Genomic DNA, 18,117 nt, shown 5'->3' on the forward strand with positions numbered 1-18,117 from the left:
CTGTCTTTTGCCAATAAAAACCGGAATTATTCAATATTCGCAGCATGATCGCCTGATCTCGGATCCTGGCCCGTGAAAATTTTTCGGGACCGACGTCAATACGTCAGGAAATTTGATCTGGATCAAATATTCGCGCCCGCAGCACCGGCAATTTTTCATTCGGATATCGAGATGACCGGAGGCGGGCGAAAAATGTTTTCAGCAAGAATTGCGGGGTTGATGCTTGGCGGCCTGATGGCCGCGGCGGTTGCCGCCGGTCCGGCGATGGCCGATGCCGGCGATCTGGAGGTGCGGCTTCGTGGCATCGGCGTCTTGCCGACCGCCGACTCGGGCCGGTCCTGCCCGCTTTCGCCAACGGATCGCTGCGCGCCGGCAACGCCGTGGTGCCGGAGCTCGACTTCACCTACTTCTTCACTGACAACATCGCGGCAGAACTGATCCTTGCCACGACGCGGCACCAGATCAAGGGACAGGGCGCGCTTGGCGGCATCAACAATGCCGCCAGCGCATGGCTGCTGCCACCGACGCTGACGCTGCAGTACCACTTCAATCCCGGCGGCGATCTGCAGCCTTATGTCGGTGCTGGCATCAACTACACGATCTTCTATGGCGAAGATGCGGACGGGGCGCTCGTGGGCGCCGTCGGGGCGACGCGGGTCGAGGCCGAGAACTCCTTCGGACTCGCGGTCCAGGCCGGCCTCGACTACCGGATCGCCGACAACGTCTTCCTCAATCTGGACGTCAAATATGTCCGCATCGATTCAGACGTCACGCTGACCACTGCAAACGCCGGCGTGCAGCGCACGGACCTGAACATCAATCCGGTGATCGTCGGCGTTGGCCTCGGTTACCGCTTCAACCTCTTCTAGTCGGCCGGGGCCCTCCCGAAAATCCCGCATTGGCCGCGCTCCATCCCTGTCCTAACTTGGGGGCAGGGATGGAGAGTTCTTTTTCGGGAGGTACCTTTGAACATCGATGTCGAGAATTTCCGGAACCGGCGGAACGATCAGCGCTGGAACCGAATGGCTGTGGGCGACATCATCGAGCGCATCACCTGGGCGACGCCGGACAAGGACTGTCTGATCGCGACGCCGGATGCGACGGTCAACCCGGCGCATGCGCGGCTGACCTATCGTCAGGCCAACGATCTTATCAACCGCATCGCCAATGCCCTGCTGGCGCTGGACCTGCCGGAAGCGGCGCGTATCGGCATGCTGGTGGAGAATTCCAACGAGGCCTGGCTGTCGAAGGTCGCCATCGCAAAGGCCGGCCTGGTCGCGGTGCCGGTCAACACCATGATGGCGCCGGACGTGATCACCGATGCGCTGGAACGGCTCGATGCGACAAAGCTGATCGCGGACAAGGTCCAGTACGAGAAGCTCGGCGACGCGGCCCGTGCGGCCGGATCGGTGCCGATCATGCTGGTCGGCGGCGAGGATGGCGGCGAAATCCCGTCCTTCGACGACTTCATCGCTGATCACGGCGCCGAGGAGCCGGATGTCACCATCCACAGCGATGACGTCTGGGAAGTGCTGTTCACCTCCGGTACCACGGCGAAGCCGAAGGCGGCGATGATCAGCCACACCTACACCTACATGGCCGCGATGGGTCAGTTGGCCAACGTCACCCGTGGTCTCGAGCAGCCGACCGACCTCAGGATGGCGACCTTCACGCCGATGACGTTCCATATCGGCGACCAGATCCTGATGTTCGCCCCGCTGCTGGCGGGCGGCACGGTGATCATGGGGCGCAAGCCGGACGGCCATGTCATGGCGAAGGCCTGCACGCAGGAAGCGGTGACCTATCTCTGGGGCGGCTCGCCGCAGTTCGTGGAGAGCATGATCCGCGCCTGCGAGGAGACGCCGCTGGCCTACGATCTCACCAGTGTCCGCTCCATGAGTTATGGCTGGGCGCCCATGTCGCCGGGTTCGCTGGCCAAGCTGACGCGCCTCTGCGCGCCGGACTTCGCCGCCTACGAACTGATAGGCCAGACCGAGTGCGTGCCTTGTCACTGCTTCCACATCAACCGCAACCGCGACCTGTTCCTGCGCACTGCGCCCGCCGTCAACTATGTCGGTCGCCCGGTGACGATCCTCGGCGCGACGGTCATGGATCAGGAAGGCAACGATCTCTGGGGTCAGCCGGACGTCGAGGGCGAGGCCGTCTACCGCTCGCCGGCCATGTTCTCGGGCTATTACAACGACCGCAAGGCGACCGAGGAGTCGCTGAAGGGCGGCTGGTTCCACTCCGGCGACAGCTTCAAGTTCGATGCCGAGGGCAACCGCATCATGGTCGACCGCTACAAGGACATCGTGAAGTCCGGCGGCGAGAATGTCTCCTCGATCCGCGTCGAGGCGGTGCTGCAGCAGCATCCTGCCGTGGCCCGCGCCGCCGTGGTCGGCACGCCGGACGACCGCTGGGGCGAGATGGTCACCGCCTGCATCATCGCGAATGCCGGCAAGAGCATCGACGAGCAGGACATCATCGCCTTCTGCCGCGAGCGGCTGGCGGGTTTCGAGACGCCGAAGAAGATCGTGGTGATGGAGGCGTTCCCGGAGACCGTCGGCGGCAAGATCCTGAAATACAAGCTCAGGACGCAGCTCGCCGAGCAGACGCAGCAGGCGGCCGAGTAGTCCCGGCGGTCAGGTCACGAAGGCGATCAGGCGGCCGCAGATCAGGGCGCCGAGCCAGCAGACCATGGAGATCAGGGCATGGCGGCGGAGTGCCGCCGCCTCGGCCCGGTCTAGCAGCCATCCGGCGCGGGCGTGCAGCAGCACTGCGGCTCCCGCGCCGGCGACGATCAGCAGCAGCTTGATGCGGAAGACGTCGAGGGCGGCGTATTCGCGCGCCCGAATGGCGAAGAGGCAGAAGCCCGCCGCGATCGCCAGCGCCAGACCCGTTGCCGCGACCGGCGCCAGCACGCGGGTGAGCGCGCGCCGGTCGACCGATTTCCAGAAGCCGAGCAGGCGCAGATCCAGCGGCAGGATGGCGCCGATCAGAAGGGCCAGGCCGAAGATGTGCGCCGCGTTGACAGCGGCGTAGCCCCAGCGGGCGCCGCGGAGCCACTGGGCCGCCGACGATGCCTCCAGCGCCGCCAGCAGCGGCTCGATCATGGCTCAGTCGCGCTCGGGATAAAGCTCGTAGAGCTTCTCGCCGATATAGAGGCGCTCCACCTTGATCAGCTTGTCCTCGATGTTGGCGGCGGGCTCGCCGATCAGCTTGATCTCGTTGCCGACGGCGAAGTCGCTGTCCTTCAGACCGGCGCGCTCGTTGCGCCAGGGCTGGCCGACTTCCGCCGTCCACGTCTCGCCCTCCACGTCGAGGGTGAGAACGCCGTGCGGGTTGCCCAGTTCGGCCTTGGTGATGACGCCGAAGACCTCGATGTTGCCGCCCGTGGTCCAGGCCCAGCCATGATGGGCGAGCGCTGCGCCGGTGGCGAAGAGGGCGGTGACCGCGAGGGCGATGGCGGCGATGACGTTCTTCATCTCGATGCTCCCGAAGGGTTACTTCACGCGTGATGTGATGAGGGGCCATCGTAGCATTGGTGTACGCTTCCCGTGATCACGCTTTCGAAGGCGGCGGACAGGGAGAGCCATCATGCGGCGCAAGCAGGCCAGGGATTTCGACCAGCGGATACTGGAGCTGTTCGACGGTTATGTGCATGGCGACCTGACCCGGCGCGGCTTCATCGATGCGGCCTCGAAATACGCCGTCGGCACGGCGGCGGCCGTCGCGTTGCTGGAAAGCCTGAAACCGGACTATGCGCTGGCGCAGCAGGTCGCGCCCGACGATCCGGCCATCGAGACCGAATGGGTGACCTACAACTCTCCGGACGGCCACGGCGAGATCCGCGGGCTGATGGCGAAGCCGGCGGGGGCGTCCGGCAAGCTGCCGGCGGTTCTGGTCGTCCACGAGAACCGGGGCCTGAACCCCTACATTCAGGACGTCGTGCGGCGGACGGCGAAGGCCGGGTTCCTGGCGCTCGGACCCGACGGGCTGACCCCGCTCGGGGGCTATCCCGGCAATGACGATGACGGGCGCGAGATGCAGCGCCAGCTCGACCGTGAGAAGCTGATGAGCGATTTCTTCGCCGCCTACGAGCATCTTGCCGCCCATCCCGGCAGCACGGGCAAGGTCGGCGCAGTGGGCTTCTGCTACGGCGGCGGTGTCTGCAACGCGCTGGCCGTCGCCTATGCCGAACTGGCCGCGTCGGTGCCCTTCTACGGGCGGCAGGCCGCGGCGGCGGATGTCCCGATGATCCAGGCCCCGCTGCTGATCCACTACGCCGAGCTGGACGAGCGCATCAATCAGGGCTGGCCGGACTACAAGGCGGCGCTGGATGCGGCCGGCAAGGACTACACGGTTCACTTCTACCCCGGCGCCAATCACGGCTTCCACAACGACACGACGCCCCGCTACGACGCCGAGGCTGCGGAACTCGCCTGGTCCCGGACGCTGGACTTCTTCCGCCAGCACCTGACCTGACCCGTCGCCTCCTTGCGGCGGTTCTCCGCTGCTGAGAGGATGGTGACAGGGAGAACAGGCGCGGGGAGGCGCTCATATGGACCGCAGCGATCTGCTCGAGCGGATGGCGTCGGGCTTCCGCACCGATGTGGGACCCGCAATCGAGGACCCTTATCCGAAGACACTGGCGTTTCTCAGCGCCGTCGTGCTGCAGAAGGTTGCAGCGGAACTGCGGCTGGCGAGGACCCACGACGCGGCAGCGCTGACCGACCGCGCCGCACTGGAGACCGATCTGGCTTCCATGACCGACGGTGCGCCGGCGGCGGTCGCTCAGGCGGTCGCCGCGCTGCCGGGTTCCGGCGACGAAGGGCTCTGCCGCCTGATCGAGGCGCTCTACGCGGAGCGTGAGGCGCTGGGCAAGGAGCGGTTCGACAGTCTGCTCGGCCGGGTCCGCACCACGATGCGCGCCGCGATCGACCGGCGGATGGAGATCGCGAAATGACGGACCAACGCATTCCCGCCGAAGACGTGCCCGTCGCGATCGCCGCGTATCTGACGGAGAAGACGCCGGGGGCGAGCGGCATGGCGCTCGCCGGCATGCAGCAGATCGCCGTCGGCTGGTCGCACGAGACCTGGCTGTTCGACGCGACCTGGCAGGAAGGCGGCGAGACGCGCAGCGCCGGGTTCTGCCTCCGCCGCGATCCGGGCAATGCGCTGCTGCGGCATCTCTCCGACCTCGGCGAGCAGTACCGGGTGCTGAAATGCCTGGGGGGCACGGACCTCGCGACCCCGAAAGTGCATTTCTACGAGGACGTCCCGAACGTGCTCGGCGCGCCGTTTCTGGTCATGGAAAAGGTGCCCGGCGAATGCCCGAACCCATGGGGCCGTGAAGGGCGGAAATACTATGCCGAGGCGGCGGAGCGCGGGACCCTGCCGGCCAGCTTCACCGACGCGCTGGCGACGCTGCACAATATCGACTGGCAGGAGGCGGGGCTCGATTTCCTCGGCGTGCCGGAGCCGGGCACGAACCAGTTCGCGCTGCGCGAGATCGCCAAGTGGAAGCAACTCATCGAGTTGTCGGGCCATGGACCGGAGCCGGTTCTGACCGACCTGATCTGCTGGCTGGAGGCGAACGCGCCGAAGACCGACCGGCTGGCGCTGGTGCATGGCGCCTACCGGACCGGCAACCTGCTGCTGAAGGATGACCGGGTGTCGGCGGTGCTGGACTGGGAACTGCAGGTGATCGGCGACCCGATGTACGACGTCGCCTACATGCTGAGCGACCTGAACCGGGAGGGCAGCGACCTGCTCTCCAATCTGGTGCCCCGCGACATGTTCTTCGAACGCTACGAGGCCGCGACCGGTCTCACCATCGACGAGACCGTCTGCGGCTATTACCAGTTGCTCTACGCCATGCGTTCGGCGGCCTTCTGGATGAGCGCGTCGGGGCTCTACCGCGACGGATCGAGCAACGACATCCGGCTGGCGCGGACGGAATGGTCGATCCCGGTCGTACTGGAGCGGGCCGCGCGGGATCTGGGGTACTGATCGTCCATCGCGCCCAGTCGGCAGGGTCAAAAGACTGAGCGCTTCTTCGATGTCATCCCGGCCGTGAGCCGGGATCCGGGCGGACGTCTCATTTCCAGCCAAAGTTTTTTCCCTTAACGCACAAACCGGACCCCGGCTCGCGGGCCGGGGTGACGGCTTTGACCCGGGCAACGGTCGGTGACTTAACCCCTCTTCGCACGCATCATCTTCTCGAAGCGATGCATCGGCCACATGTCCTGTTCCTCGCCCCAGGCGATGCCGTCGCCACCGCAGTCCCAGCGGATCAGGCTGTTGATGTCGATGAAGGTGTGGCGGTTGATGATGATCCGGCTGACAGCCTCGCCATTCGCAACCAGTTCGCGCCCCTCCTGATCGGTCAGGTGCATCTCGACTGATGTGCTGACGCCGGTCGCCGCATCGCGCTCGCCCGTCCGCCAGCCCGAGGCCAGCGGAACGGTGCGGCCGTCGCGCCGCAGGAATCCGTAGGCCGCCTCGTCGCGCTCTTCGCCTGAATTGGTGACGGCCAGGAAGCCGGTGTCCGGGTCGGCCATGCCGGTGATGTAGCCGGCCTGACGGGGGCGGTTCTCGGGCCGGCGGCCCCAGGTCCGGTCGCGCATGCCAAGGCAGTCGATGGCGATGCGTTCTCCGTGCAGCACGATCTCGCCGTGAACGCGCCCGAACTGGTCGTAGTGATGCGCCGAACCGAAGGTCGATCCGGCGGCGGTAAGAGGCTCCGGCGGCATGACCGCATCGAAGCGCAGATCGGCCGAGAACAGGCCCCGGCGATTGTCGTCATAGCCAAGAGCGTAGGATGTGCAGGGCTCGAGCATCCGCATCGATACGCCGGTCGGCAGCTTGATGTCGGTCAGGTCCTGATCCTTCGGGATCGGCAGCGCGGTGTAGTTGGACGAGAAAGGCACTTCCCAGGGCAGGTGGGCTGTCTCGTCCCAGATCCAGGCGCCGCCGGAGACGATGCCGATATTCGGGCGGAACATGGAATAGAACCAGCCGCCCAGCTTCCGTTCCGGATGGTGGAAGGAGAACCACGCCGTTTCGGTGGCCCACCAGTCGTCATCCATCACGTCGAAATGGAAGCTGTCGTCCTCGGGTCGGAAGGGGCGTTGTTCGCTCATGTCGGGCTCTCTCCGGACAGGGTCTGTCTCAGCTTGAATTTCTGAATCTTGCCGCTGGGCGTGCGCGGGAATTCGTCGACGATCTCAAGCCGCTCGGGCAGATAGTTGCGCGCCAGTTCGTGCCCGGTCAGGAAGGCGATCATCTCCTGGAAGTCGAGGCTGCCACCCTCGCGAAGCTGGACCACGGCGCAGCCGCGCTCGCCCAGCCGCGGGTCGGGCACGCCGACCACCGCCGCGTCCTGCACCGCCGGATGGCGGTAGAGCAGTTCCTCCACCTCGACGACCGGCACGTTCTCGCCGCCTCGGATGATGATGTCCTTGGACCGGCCGGTGATGCGGATATAGCCGTCCTCGTCCATGCGGGCGTTGTCGCCGGTCTCGAACCAGAGATCGTCGTCCACCAGCCAGGCGTCGGGACGGTTGAAGTACCCGACGAAGTGGGTTGGCCCGCGCGACTGCAGCCGACCTTCCGAACCGCGCGGCAACACCTCGCCATCCTCGCCGACGACGCGCACTTCCTGTGTGGGGACCGCCTTGCCGTCGGTCTCGAAGACCTTCTCCTCCGGATCGCCGGGATAGGTGGCGGTGACGATGCCGTTCTCGGTCATGCCCCAGGCGCTCATGACATAGAGGTCAGGCAGGGCCTCGGCCGCTTCGCGCAGCAACACGCGCGGGATCGGCGCACCGGCGCAGAGAAACAGCCGGAGCGAGGAGACGTCGCAGCGCGTCGTTGCCGACGCCCGCACCAGATCGCCGAGGAAGGGTGTCGAGGCGACGGTGACCGAGCACCGTTCGTCCTGGATCAACTGCGCCGCGGTCTCCGGTTCCCAGATATCCTGGATCACGCTCTTGATGCCGAGCGAAAGGGTCATCACGCAGGCGTACATGAAGCCGGTCTGATGCGCGACGGGCGAGCCCATGAAGGTTGCGTCGTCCCCGGTCAGGCCGAACAGCTTCCGGGCCAGATTGACCTTGGCCAGCAGCGTGTTGGGCGTATGCATCACGCCCTTGGGCTGTCCCGTGGTGCCGGAGGTGTACATCAGCTCGGTGACATCGTCGGACTTGGGGCGCATCCCGGCGAGGCGTTCGCCGGCACCCGGCGCATCTTCGCGCCGTTCGCCCAGCAAGACTTGCTCGAAGGCCGTTGCCGGGTCGCTGCCCTCGGCGATCAGCAGATGCTGAAGGTCGGGCAGGTCGGCGCGGATGCTGTCGATCATGGCCGGATAGTCGAAGCCCCGGAACGACTGCGGCACCACCAGCAGCCTGGTTTTCGGGAAGCCCAGCATGAAGCGCAGTTCGCGCTGCCGGAAGATCGGCATCAGCGGGTTCAGCGCCGCGCCGATGCGGGCGCAGGCCGGGTAGAGGACATAGTAGTGCCACCAGCTCGGCAGCTGCGCCGCGACCACATCGCCGGGTCCGATACCCAGTTCCAGCAGCGCCAGCGCGGCGCGGTCGGAAAGCCGCTTCAGCTGCCCGAAGGAGAAGGTCTCGCGCGTTCCGGTGTCGGCCCTGTGCGCGACCAGCGCCACCCTGTCGGGCCGGTCGGCAGCCACACGGTCGAAACGGTCGACGATCAGGTCGTCACCCCAAAGCCCGGCCTCGCGCATCGCCTCGCGGCGCGCCGCCGGTATCACCGGATCGAGCGGCATGGCCCTGTCCTCCCCGCCGCCAAGTCTGGCGGGGCGCGGTCATTGCCGCAAGGGCAGGGTCAGGCGACCTCGGGCAGCGTCTCCTGCAGCCGCGGGCCGACGCGGACCGGTTCGATCCGCTTCGCCAGGCCCGTGGCGTCGTCGCTTTCCACCCAGACGCCGCATACCGTGCCTTCGCCGTCGGCCGGGGCGAAGCGGTTGCCCGGCGTCTTGTGGATGAAGCGGCGGACGGGCTCGTCCTTCTGCATGCCGATGACCGAGTTGTAGTCGCCGCACATGCCGATATCGCTCATGTAGCCTGTGCCGCCCGGCAGGATCTGGTTGTCGGCTGTCGGCGCATGGGTGTGCGTGCCGACCACCATGCTGGCGCGGCCGTCGAGGTAATGCCCCATCGCCATCTTCTCGCTGGTGGCCTCGGCGTGCACGTCGACCAGGGTGAACTGAACCGCCCGGCCCAGCGGATAGGGTTTCAGCGCCTCGTCCGCAGCGCGGAACGGGCAGTCCATCGGGTCCATGAAGATGCGGCCCATCACCTGCACCACCGCAACACGGCGGCCGCCGGGCGCGTCATAGATGCCGATGCCCCGGCCCGGCGCGCCGTCCGGGTAGTTTGCAGGACGCAGCAGACGGTTCTCCCGCTGGAAGTGGGGCATGATATCGCGATTGTCGAAGACGTGGTTGCCGGTGACGATGACGTCGGTCCCCGCCGCGAACAGATCCTCGCAGATCGCCGGCGTGATGCCGAAGCCGCCGGCGGCGTTCTCGCCGTTGACGACGGTGAAGTCCGCCTTCAGCCGCTCGCGCAGTTCCGGCAGGCGCGCGATGGCCGCGTCGCGCCCCGACCGTCCGACAATGTCTCCCAGATAGAGAACCCTCAACGAAATCTCCTGATGCCAGCTTCGGTGATCAGGCCGTCCAGCCGGACGTCGTGCCTGTCGCGGGGCAGTCGTGGCACAAGCTGCGCCTCGAAGGCCAGCCCGAAAACCTTCGGCCGATGTCCGCGCGCCGCCCAGCCCGCCAGGGTGCGGTCGTAGAACCCGCCGCCATAGCCCAGCCGGACCCCGCGCCGGTCGATGGCGACCAGCGGCGCGAGGACGATTTCCGGCACGACCACTGGCGTCCGCTCGTCCAGCTCGCGGATGCCGAAGCCGGACAGCGTGAAGCGGCCGTTGCGGGCATAGCGGCGAAACACCAGCGGCCGCCGCGGTCCGATGACGACCGGCAGGCCCACCACGGCGCCCCGGCGCAGAAGCTCGTCGACCAGCGGCATCGGGTCCAACTCGTCGCGGAAGCCGGCATAGAGCGCGAGACGGCGGCCCCGCACGTCGGGCAGGGCGTCAAGCGCGTGGGTCAGCGCCGCCCGCGCCCGGGGCATGCGGTAGAGCGCCGCCCGCCGCGACAGCACCTCTTGCCGCAGCCGCTTCTTCTCGTCTTTCAGGCCGGTTGCGTCCGTCACGCTCTCCCCCTTGGCGGCTGCCGATCCTATATTGATTCCATGCACGTAAAAGCAGCCACAGAGGGTGGGCCGGCATGAGCTATCTCGTGCTGGGTCTCTGCACGCTGGTCGGGCTCGGTCTGCTCGGCTGGCTGCTGGCCAACGCCAACCCACATACCATAGCCCAGGCGATCCGCCTCGCCGGGGGGCTGATCCTTGGTATCGCCGGCCTGTTCCTGACGCTGCGCGGCGCCTTCTTCGTCGGCGCGCCCGTGGCCTTCTTCGGTCTGATGCTTTTCGCGCGCGGCCTGGGCTGGCAGGGCATGCCGAACATGGGCTTCCCCGGATTGGGCGGATCGGGCCGGACGGCGGGCAATGCATCGAGTGTGAAGACTCGCTTCCTCGACATGTCGCTGGACCATGACAGCGGCGAGATGGACGGTCTGATCCGCGAGGGCGAATTTCAGGGGCGGCGACTTTCGGAACTCTCGCAGGACGACCTCGAAGCGCTGCTGCGCGAGACCCGGCTGGAAGACCCGGACTCGGCGCGGCTGGTCGAGGCCTATCTCGACAGGGTGTTCCCGGACCATGAGGAGGCCGGTGAAGATGCGGGCGGTCGCAACACGGGGTCTTCCGGCGGTCCGATGACCGTGCGCGAGGCGCTGGAGATCCTCGAACTTCCCGAAGACGCCGACGATGCCGCCGTACGCGAGGCGCACAAGCGGATGATGAAGCGCCACCACCCCGATCAGGGCGGCTCGGCCTGGTACGCAGCCAAGATCAATCAGGCCAAGGACGTGCTGCTGTCGAGGTGATGTGCCGCGCTTGTCCGCCACGGCGGCGCGTGGCAGAAACCCCGGGACCCGACGCAACAGAGGGCGGACGATTCGATGGGCGCGAGAGTCAGGAAGGCGGTCTTTCCCGTTGGCGGCATGGGCACGCGGTTCCTGCCCGCCACCAAGGCGCTGCCGAAGGAGATGCTGCCGGTCGTCGACAAGCCGTTGATCCAGTACGCCGTCGAGGAAGCCGCCGCCGCCGGGATCGAGGAATTCATCTTCGTCACCGGACGCGGCAAGGCGGCGATCGAGGATCACTTCGACCATTCCTTCGAGTTGCAGTCGATGCTGGACCAGCGCGGCAAGTCGGACATGCTGCAGGTCGCGACCTCGATGCTGCCGACCGCCGGCACCATCGCCTACACTCGCCAGTTGGAGCCGCTGGGCCTCGGCCATGCGGTCTGGTGTGCACGGCATCTGGTCGGCGACGAGCCGTTCGCCATCCTGCTGGCCGACGACCTCATCCTTTCGCAGACGCCTTGCCTGAAGCAGATGGTCGATGCGCAGGCCCGTCAGGGCGGCAACATGATCGCGGTGATGGACGTGCCCGAGCAGCACACCGACCGCTACGGCATTCTCTCGCCCGGCTTCGCACACGAGAACCTGATCGAGGTGAAGGGGCTGGTCGAAAAGCCGAAGCCCGACGCCGCGCCGTCGAACAAGGCGGTGATCGGCCGCTACATCCTCCAGCCCGAGATCTTCGAACTGCTGGAGAAGCAGGAGCCGGGCGCCGGCAACGAGATCCAGCTGACCGACTCCATGGCGGCTTTGGTCGGCCGGCAACCCTTCTTCGGTCTCCGCTTCGAGGGCGAGCGGTTCGACTGCGGCGACAAGCTGGGTTTCCTGCAGGCGACCATTGCCTATGCCCTGGCCCGCGACGACATGGGCGAGGGGCTGAAGACCTATCTGCGCGACCTCGCGCCGACGCTCTGAACCAGAAACGGAATAACCGATGAAAGTTGCAATGATCGGCGCGGGCTATGTCGGCCTCGTCTCCGGCGCCTGCTTTTCCGAGTTCGGCCATCAGGTGGTCTGCGTCGATGTCGACGAGCGCAAGATCCGCATGCTGGAGCAGGGCGAGATTCCGATCTTCGAGCCCGGTCTCGAGAAGCTGGTCGCGGACAATGTCGCCGCGGGGCGGCTGTCTTTCACCCGCGATCTGACCGGCGCCGTCGCCGATGCCGAAGCGGTTTTCATCGCCGTGGGCACGCCCAGCCGCCGGGGCGGTGGCGAAGCCGACCTGTCATATGTCTATCAGGCCGCGCGCGACATCGCCGGCGCGACCGAAGGCGAGAAGGTCGTCGTCACCAAGTCGACCGTGCCCGTCGGTACCGGCGCGGAGGTGCGCCGCATCCTGGCCGAGACCAATCCGGGCGCCACCTTTCACGTGGTCTCCAATCCCGAGTTCCTGCGCGAGGGCGCGGCGATCGAGGACTTCATGCGCCCCAACCGCGTGGTCTGCGGCGTCGAGAGCAAGCACGCCGAACAGGTGATGCGCGAACTCTACCGCCCGCTGTTCCTGAACGAGACGCCGATGGTCTTCACCTCGCTGGAGTCCTCGGAGATGATCAAGTACGCCGCGAACTGCTTTCTCGCGACCAAGATCACCTTCATCAACGAGGTCGCCGACCTCTGCGAGCGGGTCGGCGCGGATGTGCAGGCGGTCGCACGTGGCATTGGGCTCGACCGCCGCATCGGAAATCTGTTCCTGCACCCCGGACCCGGCTTCGGCGGCTCCTGCTTCCCGAAGGACATCCGCGCCCTGGCCGCGACCGCGGAGAGCGCCGGCGCACCGCTGCGGATCGTCGAGACGGTCAACGACATCAACGAGAGCCGGAAGAAGGCGATGGCGGCGAAGATCATCGACGCCATGGGCGGCGACGTCGCGGGGAAAACCATTGCCGTGCTCGGCGTGACCTTCAAGCCGAACACCGACGACATGCGCGAGAGCCCGAGCCTGGATATCGTCCCCGCGCTGCAGCAGGCCGGGGCGACCGTGCGCGCCACCGATCCCGAAGGGGTGCGGGAGGCGAAGGAACTGTTGACGGACGTGGTCTGGTGCGAGGATGCCTACACGGCCATGGAGGGCGCGGACGCGGTCGCGATCCTGACCGAATGGAACCATTTCCGGGCGCTGGACAAGGGCCGCATGAAGAAGCTGCTGAAGCAGCCGCTGATGATCGACCTGCGCAACATCTACCCGGTCGACGAGATGGAGAAGGCGGGCTTCCGTTATGTCAGCGTCGGACGCCGGGCGGTGGGGAACTGAGCCATGGCCGCGCCGCACAGCTTCCACCCGACCAGCCTGCGCGAATATGACGTTCGCGGCACCTATGGCATCACGTTGTCCGAAGACGATGCCCGCGCGCTCGGCCGCTCGTTCGGCACGCTGGTCTGCCGAGGCGGTGGCCGGCATGTCGCCGTCGGGCGGGACGGGCGTCTCAGTTCGCCGTCGCTGTCGGCGGCGCTGATCGAGGGGCTCAACGCGGCGGGCTGCGATGTCACCGATATTGGCCTCGGGCCGACGCCGATGCTCTATTTCGCCACTTACCACCTGCCGGCCGACGCCGGGATCATGGTGACGGGCAGCCACAATCCACCCGACATGAACGGCTTCAAGATGATGCTGTCGGGCAAGCCCTTCTTCGGCGACGACATCCAGTCCCTCGGGCGGCTGGCTGAAGCTGCGGACTGGGAGAGCGGCAGCGGATCCGCCACCACCGCGGATATCGTCGAGGCCTATGTCACCAAGGTCGCCGAAGCCTACCGCTCGGACCGGCAGTTCTCGGTGGTCTGGGACTGCGGCAACGGCGCGGCCGGGGCCGTGATCGACGAGATCGTGCGCCGTCTGCCCGGCCGTCATGTCGTGCTCTATGGCGAAGTGGATGGCACCTTCCCCAATCATCATCCGGATCCGACCGTGCCGGCCAACCTGCGCCAGCTCGCCTCCACCGTGCGCGGCACCGGCGCCCATCTCGGTATCGCCTTCGACGGCGACGGCGACCGGATCGGCGTCGTGGACGGCGAGGGCGAGATGCTGTTCGGCGATCAGATCGTGCTGCTGCTGGCCCGCGCGGTGCTGGCTGAGCGGCCGGGCGCCACGATCATCGCCGATGTAAAAGCGAGCCAGGTGCTGTTCGACGGCATCGCCGAGGCGGGCGGGACACCGCTGATGTTCCGCACCGGGCATTCCCTGATCAAGGCGAAGATGGCCGAGATCGGCAGCCCGCTGGCCGGCGAGATGTCGGGCCACATCTTCTTCGCCGACCGCTACTACGGCTTCGACGACGCGCCCTATGCCGGCGTCCGTCTGCTGGACATGCTGGCAGGCACCGATCAGACGGTCGCGGAGATGCGCAAGGCGATGCCGCAATTCGTCAACACGCCGGAGCTCCGCTTCGACTGCGACGACACGCGGAAATTCGACGTGGTCACCGAGATCGTCGGCCGGCTGCGTGCAGACGGTGTCGAGTTCTCCGACGTCGACGGCGCGCGCGTCATGACCGATGACGGCTGGTGGCTGATCCGGGCATCAAACACCCAGCCGGTCCTGGTCGCCCGCTGCGAAGCTCGCACCGATGACGGGCTGCGGCGTCTAAAGGACCTGCTGGTGGACCAGCTCCAGAAAAGCGGGATCGACGCCCCGGAAGGCCTCTGACGCGCCGGCAGATTACCGGACGTAGATGTGGACCTCGGCGGTCTGGGCGCCCGGATTGGTCGTCGAGGCCAGCTGGATGCGTCCCGGCGGGAGGCCCATGCCGGTCAGCGTCTGCAGGACCTCATCCGCACGCTTGCGCGACTGCGACCGCATCAGGGCCACATCCGCGGGCGAGCCGTCGCTGGGCGAGACCGCGACCAGATCGAACCGTGCGTCGGGCTGCTGGTCGAGCGCCCGGCTGACGGCGGTATAGAGCGCCTGCTTGTAGTCGACATTCGGCCGGTCGAAGCGGATCACCACCAGGGGACGGCCGGTTGCCTGGGCCGGGGTCACGGCGCGGCTGTTCAGCGCGGCGGCCGACGGCAGGAAGGCCCGCGAGGCCAGGCTGGCGCCATAGAGTTCGCCGTTCTTGATCGCCAGCGCGAGCGAGCCGAGATTGCGCCGCTCATTGCCGACATAGGCGGTCTGGCGGCTGACGTCCTCGGAGAGTTCGTTCAGCAGGCGGTCGACCACGACCTGGGTCCGGTTGATGCTGTCTTCCAGCACCGCCAGGTTGGCGTGGTCCTGATCGACGGCACCGGAGATGCCATAGGTGGCGCGGGCGGATTCGAGCAGGAAGGCCGCCAGGCTGGAATCGGCGGCGACATCGTTCGCCAGCTGGTTCATCGAGGCGATGTCGCGGCTGATGCTGTCCAGCTCGGTCTGGGCCTGGTTCCACTGGTTGATCAGGACGGGGTTGCCCGGGGTCGAGCCGACCTGCAGCCTGGCCTCCATCGAGGCGACGGTGCCGTGATACTGCTGTGCATTCTGCACCGTGGAGGCGCGGATCTGCTGCAGCGACTGATTGCGCTGGTTCAGGCGGCCCTGAAGCTGGTCGAGTTCGCCCGAAAGCTGTTGCACCTTCTGACCGACGATGGTGCCGGTCGTGCCGATGCCCGGCGTGTTCGGCGCGGCGAAGCTGCCGGTACCGAGCGGGGGCTGTCCGACGACCGTGGTCGCCGAAGCGGCGGCTGCGGACTGCGTGCCCGCGCGGGCGGGGGCCGGTGTTGCCGGCGCCTGCTGATCCTCGCCGGCAAGCGACGGCCATGCCGTGTCGGAGATGTATGTGCACCCTGCCAGCAGGGTCATCCCTCCGAGTACCATGGCTCGAAAGCCTGTCATGAGCATACCCGTGTGTCCGCCTATCCCTGTCTCGGCGCCCCTTCACAACACCCGGCTGCGAATCATACGAATCGTACCGCAATGGCGCAGGACGCTACAACCAGCCCTATGATTTTAGAGGGGAATAACCGTCAAATGGCCGCTTGCCAAGGGGAAAGGCATCGCGTATAGCAACCGCCTCGCGGCCCCAAGGGGCCCCGCGACGGACGCAACGACGTCCACAGGCGCCGGTAGCTCAGCTGGATAGAGCACCAGACTACGAATTTGGGGGTCGGGGGTTCGAATCCTCCCCGGCGCGCCATTTCTCTTTTTGAGGCGGAAAAATCCGCTAAAGCCTTGAACGGCAAGGCCAGATTTGCGGTTCTAAACCCCTCATTCCGGACATACTCGAGACGCTCCGTGAAACACAGTTTCAGCACTGCCTTCTGGTAGTCGATGCGGTGTGAAGCCCAGATTTTCTGCGGGTTTCCGAGAAAGGCGAGGGCGGTTCTAAGTCCGGTGTCGAAGTCCTGCCTGGGACGCCCGGCCCGAGCCAGCTTGTCCTCAAGTTCCAGCTTCCGGGCTTCGGCCTCGGTGATGCGGCGCTCAAATGCCTGGACGACGGAAGGCGTCTCCGTCTCCACAATACGGTCCAGAAGTTGATCGATCTTCCGCTCGATGGCGGTGATCTCTCGCTTGAGCGCGGCCTTCCGTTCTGTCTCGGATTGCAGGCGATGATCCCAGAGCTTGCGGAACATCTTGCAGGCGATCCGGTAGAGGCTGTCGGTGGGGCGCATGCCCCGTAACAGCTCCTCGAACTCGCCCTGGATCACGTCACGCCGGATGGACTTGCCGTACACTTCACAGCCCTTCTTTGGACAGTGATAATAGGGATGCTTCTTACCGTTCCGTGCAGTTGACCAGCAGGACGTGAGCGGCGTTCCACAACAGCCGCATTCGACGCTGCCACGCAGCGGGAAGTCGATGGCGATGTCCTTGCGTACCGGCGCACGCGGCTTGCCGTCGAGACGATCAAGGATGCGATGGTGCGTTTCGACGCTGATCAGCGCCTGGTGATTGCCCTTGCGCAGCGGCACATCCCACTTTGGCGCGTGCACGAGACCTGCGTAGACCGGTTGGCGGAGGATGTTCGTCACACGCTGGTTGGTAATCCGCCCACTTTTCGGACGCGGGAACTCGGAATGCCGCTCAAAGAAGCGCTTCACCTCGACCTGCAAATCGAAGCGCCCGGATGCGTATGACTCGAGCCCCTCCCGGATGATTGAGGCAAGAGGTTCATTCAGCTTAAGAACCTTGCCCTGACCGTTGACCTCCTCATAGCGATAACCAAGGGGACGTGGAAACGGCCAGTAACCGTTGAGCACCCGCGAACGCATACGGTGAACCGTCTGCTCTGCATTCTTCTGACGAAAATGCTGAGCAACAGACGCCATCATGTTCTCGTGCATGATGCCATCGGCATCCTTGCCAAACTCGATGGAAGGACTTTCCAGCGTCGCGCCCACACTTCCGATGGCCCCTCTCAGAGCCCAGTGTGCATCCAGACCGCGTGCAAGCCTTGATATGTCGTCCACGAGAACGACCGGTTTACCCGCTTGATTAGCTCTCAGGAAAGCCAGCATCGCCTGCATGCCGGGCCGGTCGATTAAGCTACCGGTCTTCTTATCGACGAAGATATCAACGACTTCATAGCCCTTGAACCGAGCAAACTCCATGCACCGGGCGCGCTGCGAGCCCAGGCCATCATGTTCCTTCTCCTGCTTCTTGCTGGAAACCCGGCAATAAATGACCGCTACTCGGCCCGACCCCTTATTCATCCCCATCACCTTTCCCCGCCGGATGGTCGTCATTCACGGCGGCTCGTTTGAATGCGGCAATCACGCGATCAAGCTTCGAGTCTAGCTCGATCGCTGCGAGATCCTCAGGATTGCCAAAAAGTTCAGGCAATAAGTTGTGGATGGATGAGACGCCGATGCTGTTGTCGACCATGATGGACATGCTCCGCCAGACGTATTCCAAAATCGCAGCCACCTTGTCGGCAGGACCATCGCCTGGCCCCAACTCGCCCCGATAGTCGGCAGGGTCGAAGAGGTGCGCGTCCGGCAGCGGACCATCGAAGAAAGACGGTCGTTCCGCACCCTGAGCCTCGCTTGAAATATCTGAATTGCTGGTGCGGTCGTCGCCGTCTTTCATGGCCTCTATCCTTTCTGCCGTCCGGGTTGTTTTCTCCCTT

General features: G+C 65.8%; 19 protein-coding genes, 1 tRNA gene and 2 pseudogenes. 12 read left to right on the forward strand and 10 right to left on the reverse strand.

What is annotated here, in order from left to right; all coding sequences use genetic code 11:
• Nucleotides 1-72: 72 nt before the first annotated feature.
• From ACMVY4_RS06985 to ACMVY4_RS06995, 3 genes are all read left to right on the forward strand, one after another.
• Nucleotides 73-438: a hypothetical protein gene (locus tag ACMVY4_RS06985; protein ID WP_416899449.1), complete on the forward strand. Its 366-nt coding sequence runs from the start codon at nucleotides 73-75 to the stop codon at nucleotides 436-438.
• Complete coding sequence (locus ACMVY4_RS06990) at nucleotides 384-869, forward strand: OmpW/AlkL family protein (RefSeq protein ID WP_416899450.1); 486 nt, start codon at nucleotides 384-386, stop codon at nucleotides 867-869. Before ACMVY4_RS06985 ends, ACMVY4_RS06990 begins: the two co-directional genes overlap by 55 nt.
• Before the next feature lie 96 nt (nucleotides 870-965).
• Nucleotides 966-2,633, forward strand: coding sequence for a class I adenylate-forming enzyme family protein (locus ACMVY4_RS06995; protein ID WP_416899451.1), 1,668 nt, complete (start codon nucleotides 966-968; stop codon nucleotides 2,631-2,633).
• Between the two features lie 9 nt (nucleotides 2,634-2,642).
• On the opposite strand, the gene ACMVY4_RS07000 is transcribed toward ACMVY4_RS06995, so the two are convergent.
• Together ACMVY4_RS07000 and ACMVY4_RS07005 are read right to left on the reverse strand one after the other, a co-directional pair.
• Nucleotides 2,643-3,113 carry a hypothetical protein gene (locus tag ACMVY4_RS07000; protein WP_416899452.1) on the reverse strand — a complete coding sequence of 157 codons (471 nt, stop codon included), beginning with the start codon at nucleotides 3,111-3,113 and terminating at the stop codon, nucleotides 2,643-2,645.
• A gap of 3 nt (nucleotides 3,114-3,116) precedes the next feature.
• Nucleotides 3,117-3,485, reverse strand: a complete 369-nt coding sequence (locus ACMVY4_RS07005; RefSeq protein ID WP_416899453.1) for a DUF6152 family protein — start codon at nucleotides 3,483-3,485, stop codon at nucleotides 3,117-3,119.
• A 112-nt stretch (nucleotides 3,486-3,597) separates the two neighbouring features.
• Here ACMVY4_RS07005 and yghX point away from each other — a divergent pair, with 112 nt between their 5' ends.
• The 3 genes from yghX to ACMVY4_RS07020 all read left to right on the forward strand — a co-directional run bounded on the left by yghX (nucleotide 3,598) and on the right by ACMVY4_RS07020 (nucleotide 6,012).
• Nucleotides 3,598-4,485: a YghX family hydrolase gene (yghX, locus tag ACMVY4_RS07010; protein WP_416899454.1), complete on the forward strand. Its 888-nt coding sequence runs from the start codon at nucleotides 3,598-3,600 to the stop codon at nucleotides 4,483-4,485.
• 76 nt (nucleotides 4,486-4,561) lie between these two features.
• Nucleotides 4,562-4,966 carry a hypothetical protein gene (locus ACMVY4_RS07015; RefSeq protein ID WP_416899455.1) on the forward strand — a complete coding sequence of 135 codons (405 nt, stop codon included), beginning with the start codon at nucleotides 4,562-4,564 and terminating at the stop codon, nucleotides 4,964-4,966.
• On the forward strand, nucleotides 4,963-6,012 hold the full coding sequence (locus ACMVY4_RS07020; RefSeq protein WP_416899456.1) for a phosphotransferase family protein: 1,050 nt from the start codon (nucleotides 4,963-4,965) through the stop codon (nucleotides 6,010-6,012). Before ACMVY4_RS07015 ends, ACMVY4_RS07020 begins: the two co-directional genes overlap by 4 nt.
• 182 nt (nucleotides 6,013-6,194) lie before the next feature.
• On the opposite strand, the gene ACMVY4_RS07025 is transcribed toward ACMVY4_RS07020, so the two are convergent.
• Genes ACMVY4_RS07025 through ACMVY4_RS07040 form a run of 4 tightly spaced genes read right to left on the reverse strand, consistent with a single transcriptional unit; the run spans nucleotide 6,195 to nucleotide 10,250 of the window.
• Nucleotides 6,195-7,145, reverse strand: a complete 951-nt coding sequence (locus ACMVY4_RS07025) for a DUF7065 domain-containing protein (protein ID WP_416899457.1) — start codon at nucleotides 7,143-7,145, stop codon at nucleotides 6,195-6,197.
• Nucleotides 7,142-8,794 (reverse strand): AMP-binding protein, encoded by a 1,653-nt coding sequence (locus ACMVY4_RS07030; RefSeq protein WP_416899458.1) that lies wholly within the window; start codon nucleotides 8,792-8,794, stop codon nucleotides 7,142-7,144. Before ACMVY4_RS07030 ends, ACMVY4_RS07025 begins: the two co-directional genes overlap by 4 nt.
• 59 nt (nucleotides 8,795-8,853) lie before the next feature.
• Complete coding sequence (locus ACMVY4_RS07035) at nucleotides 8,854-9,672, reverse strand: TIGR00282 family metallophosphoesterase (RefSeq protein ID WP_416899459.1); 819 nt, start codon at nucleotides 9,670-9,672, stop codon at nucleotides 8,854-8,856.
• Nucleotides 9,669-10,250: a 5-formyltetrahydrofolate cyclo-ligase gene (locus ACMVY4_RS07040; protein ID WP_416899460.1), complete on the reverse strand. Its 582-nt coding sequence runs from the start codon at nucleotides 10,248-10,250 to the stop codon at nucleotides 9,669-9,671. The genes ACMVY4_RS07035 and ACMVY4_RS07040 overlap by 4 nt, the downstream gene beginning before the upstream one ends.
• Before the next feature lie 74 nt (nucleotides 10,251-10,324).
• Between ACMVY4_RS07040 and ACMVY4_RS07045 the strand changes: the two genes are divergently transcribed.
• The 4 genes from ACMVY4_RS07045 (at nucleotide 10,325) to pgmG (ending at nucleotide 14,723) form a co-directional block, all read left to right on the forward strand.
• A complete protein-coding gene (locus ACMVY4_RS07045; protein ID WP_416899461.1) occupies nucleotides 10,325-11,044 on the forward strand; it encodes a molecular chaperone DnaJ in 720 nt (239 codons plus the stop codon).
• A gap of 75 nt (nucleotides 11,045-11,119) precedes the next feature.
• Nucleotides 11,120-11,998 carry a UTP--glucose-1-phosphate uridylyltransferase GalU gene (gene galU / locus ACMVY4_RS07050; protein WP_416899462.1) on the forward strand — a complete coding sequence of 293 codons (879 nt, stop codon included), beginning with the start codon at nucleotides 11,120-11,122 and terminating at the stop codon, nucleotides 11,996-11,998.
• Between the two features lie 19 nt (nucleotides 11,999-12,017).
• Complete coding sequence (locus ACMVY4_RS07055) at nucleotides 12,018-13,334, forward strand: UDP-glucose dehydrogenase family protein (protein WP_416899463.1); 1,317 nt, start codon at nucleotides 12,018-12,020, stop codon at nucleotides 13,332-13,334.
• A gap of 3 nt (nucleotides 13,335-13,337) precedes the next feature.
• Complete coding sequence (gene pgmG, locus ACMVY4_RS07060; RefSeq protein ID WP_416899464.1) at nucleotides 13,338-14,723, forward strand: phosphoglucomutase/phosphomannomutase PgmG; 1,386 nt, start codon at nucleotides 13,338-13,340, stop codon at nucleotides 14,721-14,723.
• A gap of 12 nt (nucleotides 14,724-14,735) precedes the next feature.
• On the opposite strand, the gene ACMVY4_RS07065 is transcribed toward pgmG, so the two are convergent.
• On the reverse strand, nucleotides 14,736-15,851 hold the full coding sequence (locus tag ACMVY4_RS07065; RefSeq protein ID WP_416899465.1) for a hypothetical protein: 1,116 nt from the start codon (nucleotides 15,849-15,851) through the stop codon (nucleotides 14,736-14,738).
• 257 nt (nucleotides 15,852-16,108) lie between these two features.
• On the opposite strand from ACMVY4_RS07065, the gene ACMVY4_RS07070 reads away from it, so the two are divergent.
• Nucleotides 16,109-16,185, forward strand: a tRNA-Arg gene (locus ACMVY4_RS07070).
• A gap of 490 nt (nucleotides 16,186-16,675) precedes the next feature.
• Here the strand turns inward: ACMVY4_RS07070 and ACMVY4_RS07075 are convergent.
• Nucleotides 16,676-16,981: pseudogene (locus ACMVY4_RS07075) on the reverse strand (zinc ribbon domain-containing protein); the annotation flags it as partial.
• Here ACMVY4_RS07075 and ACMVY4_RS07080 point away from each other — a divergent pair.
• Complete coding sequence (locus ACMVY4_RS07080) at nucleotides 16,907-17,125, forward strand: hypothetical protein (RefSeq protein WP_416899466.1); 219 nt, start codon at nucleotides 16,907-16,909, stop codon at nucleotides 17,123-17,125. The pseudogene ACMVY4_RS07075 and the gene ACMVY4_RS07080 overlap by 75 nt on opposite strands.
• A gap of 120 nt (nucleotides 17,126-17,245) precedes the next feature.
• On the opposite strand, the pseudogene ACMVY4_RS07085 reads toward ACMVY4_RS07080, so the two are convergent.
• A pseudogene (locus tag ACMVY4_RS07085) lies at nucleotides 17,246-17,734 on the reverse strand (recombinase family protein); the annotation flags it as partial.
• Nucleotides 17,694-18,077, reverse strand: a complete 384-nt coding sequence (locus ACMVY4_RS07090) for a hypothetical protein (RefSeq protein ID WP_416899467.1) — start codon at nucleotides 18,075-18,077, stop codon at nucleotides 17,694-17,696. The gene ACMVY4_RS07090 and the pseudogene ACMVY4_RS07085, both read right to left, overlap by 41 nt.
• Nucleotides 18,078-18,117 lie beyond the last annotated feature (40 nt).

Origin of the sequence: Minwuia sp., assembly GCF_048007105.1 — a bacterium.
GTDB lineage: Bacteria > Pseudomonadota > Alphaproteobacteria > Minwuiales > Minwuiaceae > Minwuia.